The sequence below is a fragment of the Vibrio sp. YT-19(2023) genome, assembly GCF_033337395.1.
Genome location: NZ_JAWOQN010000069.1, coordinates 1 through 6,524, shown reverse-complemented (window position 1 = coordinate 6,524; position 6,524 = coordinate 1). Strand labels below are relative to the sequence as shown.

Genomic DNA, 6,524 nt, shown 5'->3' with positions numbered 1-6,524 from the left:
ACCCAAACGTTTTTGATCTATAAACTGCATATGTTTCTTCAGATCTGGTAAGTCAAGATACCTCGGTGAACGCTTACCTATACAGGGCTTGGTGCATAGAAATCATAACTTTGAGAGTACTAGCTTTTCCACGGCCACGACCTGGTGTCCAGCTTATCCAACCATAGTCATGTAGCATTTTTATAACATTGGAAGTATTACGCCGAGAGGTTGCGAATACGGTTTCTAACTCATCTAAGCTTACTTGATGCAATTGCGAATGATTATAATGATTTAATAACTGACTCAATCTGCGAAGGCATGTTTCGGTCATTTTGCAGCGCCATAGTTTGTAAATAGATAGGAATGCGACACTCGACTTTAGTATGTAAAATAACCAACCACTAGTTTTGGATTAGCTAAGACTTCTCACTGTAACTCGTTCGAAAAAGTGCAATCACTTGTTTAAGTGAAATATGTTACTACTATTTTTATCTGACAGCTTTTATTTTTTATAATTAAATATGTTACTACTATTTTTATCTGACAGCTTTTATTTTTTATAATTAAATAAGTTAATAATATTTTCTAAAGTAAGTTACAACTATATTAATTAGATGGTTCTTAATTTCGTACGGAGCTCAATTCTCTAAATGAATGGTGGTGATTAGCTTTAGTTTAAGTCAGTAAAATGTACTGATATCTGTTTCATCAAGCCCCTATAGAAGATGCCTCTAGCCATTGATGAAAACTGGCCAGAGGCAGGGGTGTTAGTTTACCTTGGGAAAGGTAGTAAATATCGTCCACTCATCTTTAACCATGCCTTTATGGCCAATGACGGTAGCGGTTACACGACGGTTTAAAGCGTGGCTGACATCATCTGTCCCCAATTTAGCTAAATGGGTATCACCAAAGCCAACAATAGTTAACCTGTCCTCTGAAATACCTTGCTTAATTAATAGGTTGCGTACGTTACTTGCTCGGCGGCGTGATAGCTCAAGGTTGTAAGCTGCGGTACCAACTTTACTTGCGTAACCCTGTATTTCGATAGAAGTCGTAGGGTACTTCTTAAGGAATGCTGCTAATTCAGTAATCTTACGTTGGAATACTGGATTAATGCTGTCTGAATCATTAGCAAACAAAATCTTAAGTTGATACTGTTCTTCTTTGTTTAGGTAGGTTTCGCAGCCATCATTATCTACTTCGGCACCAACTGGGGTATTCGCACATAGATCACGAGCATTGATTACGCCATCGTTATCTACGTCATGAAGGTCAGCGACTTGAATGTGCTCCGGAGTAGGGATGTAATCGAACTTATCAGTCGCAAATGCACTATTTAGGCTCATTGTTGATAGAGCTAGAAATATTAAGGTATTGTTTTTCATTGTGTTTAGTACTCTACTGGCTGAGTCCATTCTTGCGGAATATCGACGCGCAATGCATCAAGAAGTTTTCCTGTAGAAGTTAGAGTTCGGTATTTAGCGTATTGTTGATCGAACTGCGTTTCGAGGTAGTTTTTGCGGGATTCAAATAGCTCATTTTCAGTATTGAGCAAATCAAGCAATGTACGTTTACCAATGCGGTACTGCTTTTGATAAGCAACAACGGTGTCTGACATTGAACCAACATGTTGGCTTAGAAAGGTTTTTTGTTTGCCAGTCAATTCTAAAGCACTCCATGAGAGACTAAGCTCTTGCTCAACACTTCGGTAGGCACGTTCACGTAGGTCTTTCGCTTTGTTGAGCTGGTAGGCCATACTATCAGTGTTTGCTGAATCTCTGCCGCCATTATATAGGTTATAGCGGACGCGAAGCATAGCAGTGGTTTCAGAACTGTTACCTTCAATACCTCCTGCATCATCACGCCAGTTTTGTGCTGCTTCAACGGAAACTACTGGATAGTGGTTCGCATCTGCTTGCTGGTACTGGTATCTTGCAGAGTCGACATCTGCTAAAGCTATCTTTATCACTGGGTGGTTTTCAAAAGCTTGATTTTTGGCCTCATCCAAGGAGTCGGGAATAAAGTTTTGGTCTGCGCGTGGAAAGATTAGATCCTGAGGGTTTTCACCCACTAATCGAATAAATGTGGTTTGCGCATCTTTGTAGTTATTTTGTGCAGCTAGTAAATTGCTGTGAGCTTTTGCTAGGCGACCTTCAACTTGAGTCAAGTCGGCGACTGAGCCTATTCCTGATTCTGTGCGTTTTTTGATGTCAGTATAAATACGCTCGTGCGTATTTAAGTTGCTTTCTGAAAGAGTAATGAACTGCTGTGCCTTAATTACATCCAGATACGCTTTAGCAACTTGTAGGGCAATATTTTGAGCATCAGCAAGCAATTGATAACGTACCGATTCAGCGTCTGCTGATGTGCGATCGATATCGTAAAGAGTTTTAGAACCATCCCAAATCAACTGGCTAAATGTAATTGCAGCTTCTTTACGGGTCATGTCGGTTCTATCTGCGGAGTTCGCTGGATCTATGCCCTCATAACCGATACCTGCGTCTAAATCGATGGTCGGTTTGTATGCACCAGTGGATTGATCAATGATGTAGCGTTTACTCATATATTCATTGAACGCACTTTTGATCTCTGGGTTGGTTGCAAATGTAACCGCTACGGCTTGCTCTAATGTTTGTGCACTGGAATGAAGAGGTATTAACAAACCAAAACAAACAACACTAATACTACTAAGCTTCAAAAGAAGTCTCCCCAAATAATTCGCAACGCTAATTATTTTTAATTTATTGTCTCAATAATGAAACTTTAAGAACCGGATATATTAAAGAAAACGTTTGTATCAAATCTGGCTTGGTTAATTTAAGCCATCATTTTAAAAAATGTAATCGCTGGAACAAAGTCCCTAAAAATAAGCCGCATAGCATATGACTTTCTGGGGCAAAATAAAACCACTTTAAAACATGAAACTTATTGTGGGAACAAGTGCATGTTGTACATTGAGCAAATAATGATAAACTATTAACTAAATGTATCACTGCCTGAAATAATTCTCATTGCCTGATTTAGTCAAGGGGAGGGGTTATTTCATCTGTTAAATGGGGTAATAACTTTGGTTGGAAAGTCAAATTCAACGACGGATAAGTATGTTGTAATCGGTAAAGATGGTCATATTAGAGTAGTTGAATCTAAGGAGAACCTACTTCCGGGTGAGATTGTCGTGGAGACGTTGAATGGTGATTCTCTACCTGCGCATGCCTCATTAGAGCGCAGTGATACAAATTCAGATATATCTCCTGAAGTTGAGGAAATCATTAAAGCCGTTGCGCAAGGTGATGACCCTACAGAATTAGGAGAAGAATACGCTACTGCTGCAGGTGAGCAATTAAGTTCTAGCTTAACCAATTCCGGAACAATTGAACGTTCAGGGGCTGAACTTCTGGCAAGTACGTTTTTTGAAACTTCAGGTTTAGACAGTGAGCAGAGCGATACCAATGTTTTACCTGACGTGCATCGTTCTACTGAAATAGATAGTAGTAACTCCTCGGCGTTAATTGATGGTGACGATGTGGGGGCAGTAAGAGAAGACGTAACGCTTACCACAGGTGGCAACCTAAACGTGGATGACCCTGATGCAGGTGAAGCGGTCTTCCAACCCCAAACGGACGTTCAAGACGGTAACTGGGGTATTTTCTCTATCGATGAGCAAGGTAACTGGACGTATGAGTTGAACAATAGCCACCCAGACGTTCAAGCGTTGGACGCCGATAGTGATCCGATTATTCGTACCATGACAGTAACATCTGCAGATGGCACGACTCATGACGTGGTCGTGACGATCACGGGCTCAGACGACAAAGCGATCATCACACCAGATCAACCGGGTGATGATAAAGGCGCGGTTCAAGAAGACGTAACGCTGACCACTGGCGGCAACCTAAACGTGGATGACCCTGATGCAGGTGAAGCGGTCTTCCAACCGCAAACCGACGTTCAAGATGGTAATTGGGGTACGTTCTCTATCGATGAGCAAGGTAACTGGACCTATGAGCTGAACAACAGTCACCCAGACGTGCAAGCGTTAGACGCTGATAGCGAACCGGTGATTCGCACCATGACAGTGACGTCTGCGGATGGCACGACTCATGACGTGGTTGTGACCATTACGGGCTCAGACGACAAAGCGATCATCACGCCAGATCAACCGGGTGATGATAAAGGCGCGGTTCAAGAAGACGTAACGCTGACCACTGGCGGCAACTTAAACGTGGATGACCCTGATGCAGGTGAAGCGGTCTTCCAACCGCAAACCGACGTTCAAGATGACAATTGGGGTACGTTCTCTATCGATGAGCAAGGTAACTGGACGTATAAGCTGAACAACAGTCACCCAGATGTGCAGGCGTTAGACGCTGATAGCGATCCGGTGATTCGCACCATGACAGTGACGTCTGCGGATGGCACGACTCATGACGTGGTTGTGACAATCACGGGCTCAGACGACAAAGCGATCATCACACCAGATCAACCGGGTGATGATAAAGGTGCGGTTCAAGAAGACGTAACGCTGACCACTGGCGGCAACTTAAACGTGGATGACCCTGATGCAGGTGAAGCGGTCTTCCAACCGCAAACCGACGTTCAAGATGGCAACTGGGGTACCTTCTCTATCGATGAGCAGGGTAACTGGACGTATGAGTTGAACAACAGTCACCCAGACGTGCAAGCGTTAGACGCCGATAGTGAACCCGTTGTTCGCACTATAGCTGTGCAGTCCGTCGGAGGGGGAGCGCATCAAATTGTAGTGACGATCACGGGCTCAGACGACAAAGCGATCATCACACCAGATCAACCGGGCGATGACAAAGGCGCGGTTCAAGAAGACGTAATACTGACCACTGGCGGCAACTTAAACGTGGATGACCCAGATGCAGGCGAAGCGGTCTTCCAACCGCAAACCGACGTGCAAGATGGCAACTGGGGTACGTTCTCTATCGATGCTGATGGCAACTGGACGTATACGCTGAACAACAGTCACCCAGACGTGCAAGCGTTGGACGCCGATAGTGAACCCGTTGTTCGCACTATAGCTGTGCAGTCCGTCGGAGGGGGAGCGCATCAAATTGTAGTGACGATCACGGGCTCAGACGACAAAGCGATCATCACACCAGATCAACCGGGTGATGATAAAGGTGCGGTTCAAGAAGACGTAACGCTGACCACTGGCGGCAACTTAAACGTGGATGACCCTGATGCAGGTGAAGCGGTATTCCAACCGCAAACCGGCGTTCAAGATGGCAACTGGGGTACGTTTTCGATCGATGAGCAAGGTAACTGGACCTATGAGCTGAACAACAGTCACCCAGACGTGCAAGCGTTGGACGCCGATAGTGATCCGATTATTCGTACCATGACAGTAACATCTGCAGATGGCACGACTCATGACGTGGTCGTGACGATCACGGGCTCAGACGACAAAGCGATCATCACACCAGATCAACCGGGTGATGATAAAGGTGCGGTTCAAGAAGACGTAACGCTGACCACTGGCGGCAACTTAAACGTGGATGACCCTGATGCAGGTGAAGCGGTATTCCAACCGCAAACCGGCGTTCAAGATGGCAACTGGGGTACGTTTTCGATCGATGAGCAAGGTAACTGGACCTATGAGCTGAACAATAATCATCCAGACGTGCAAGCGTTAGACGCTGATAGCGATCCGGTGACTCGCACCATGACAGTAACATCTGCAGATGGCACGACTCATGACGTGGTCGTGACCATTACGGGCTCAGACGACAAAGCGATCATCACACCAGACCAACCGGGTGATGATAAAGGTGCGGTTCAAGAAGACGTAATGCTGACCACTGGCGGCAACTTAAACGTGGATGACCCTGATGCAGGTGAAGCGGTCTTCCAACCGCAAACCGGCGTTCAAGATGACAATTGGGGTACGTTTTCGATCGATGAGCAAGGTAACTGGACCTATGAGCTGAACAACAGCCACCCAGACGTGCAAGCGTTAGACGCTGATAGCGATCCGGTGATTCGCACCATGACAGTGACGTCTGCGGATGGCACGACTCATGACGTGGTTGTGACAATCACGGGCTCAGACGACAAAGCGATCATCACACCAGACCAACCGGGTGATGATAAAGGTGCGGTTCAAGAAGACGTAATGCTGACCACTGGCGGCAACTTAAACGTGGATGACCCTGATGCAGGTGAAGCGGTCTTCCAACCGCAAACCGACGTTCAAGATGGCAACTGGGGTACCTTCTCTATCGATGAGCAGGGTAACTGGACCTATGAGCTAAACAATAATCATCCAGACGTGCAAGCGTTAGACGCTGATAGCGATCCGGTGACTCGCACCATGACAGTGACGTCTGCAGATGGCACGACTCATGACGTGGTCGTGACGATCACGGGCTCAGACGACAAAGCGATCATCACACCTGATCAACCGGGTGATGATAAAGGCGCGGTTCAAGAAGACGTAACGCTGACCACTGGCGGCAACTTAAACGTGGATGACCCTGATGCAGGTGAAGCGGTCTTCCAACCGCAAACCGACGTTC

Annotated in this window: 4 protein-coding genes; 1 reads left to right on the top strand and 3 read right to left on the bottom strand. The window is 45.7% G+C overall.

The window, feature by feature from the left end; translation table 11 throughout:
• Nucleotides 1–73 precede the first annotated feature (73 nt).
• From R7E78_RS23730 to R7E78_RS23720, 3 genes are all read right to left on the bottom strand, one after another.
• Complete coding sequence (locus R7E78_RS23730; protein ID WP_249121495.1) at nucleotides 74–313, bottom strand: SgrR family transcriptional regulator; 240 nt, start codon at nucleotides 311–313, stop codon at nucleotides 74–76.
• Between the two features lie 436 nt (nucleotides 314–749).
• Nucleotides 750–1,367, bottom strand: coding sequence for an OmpA family protein (locus R7E78_RS23725; RefSeq protein WP_025576707.1), 618 nt, complete (start codon nucleotides 1,365–1,367; stop codon nucleotides 750–752).
• A 5-nt stretch (nucleotides 1,368–1,372) separates the two neighbouring features.
• The gene (locus tag R7E78_RS23720; protein ID WP_025576708.1) at nucleotides 1,373–2,680 is read right to left on the bottom strand and encodes a TolC family outer membrane protein; all 1,308 of its coding nucleotides are present in this window, start codon (nucleotides 2,678–2,680) and stop codon (nucleotides 1,373–1,375) included.
• Between the two features lie 369 nt (nucleotides 2,681–3,049).
• Here R7E78_RS23720 and R7E78_RS23715 point away from each other — a divergent pair.
• The coding region (locus R7E78_RS23715; RefSeq protein WP_318058304.1) for a VCBS domain-containing protein at nucleotides 3,050–6,524 on the top strand (3,475 nt) is incomplete at its 3' end.

Coding starts and splice junctions, on each gene's coding strand:
- R7E78_RS23730 (WP_249121495.1), bottom strand. CDS start 313: ATGACCGAAACATGCCTTCGCAGATTGAGTCAGTTATTAAATCATTAT.
- R7E78_RS23725 (WP_025576707.1), bottom strand. CDS start 1,367: ATGAAAAACAATACCTTAATATTTCTAGCTCTATCAACAATGAGCCTA.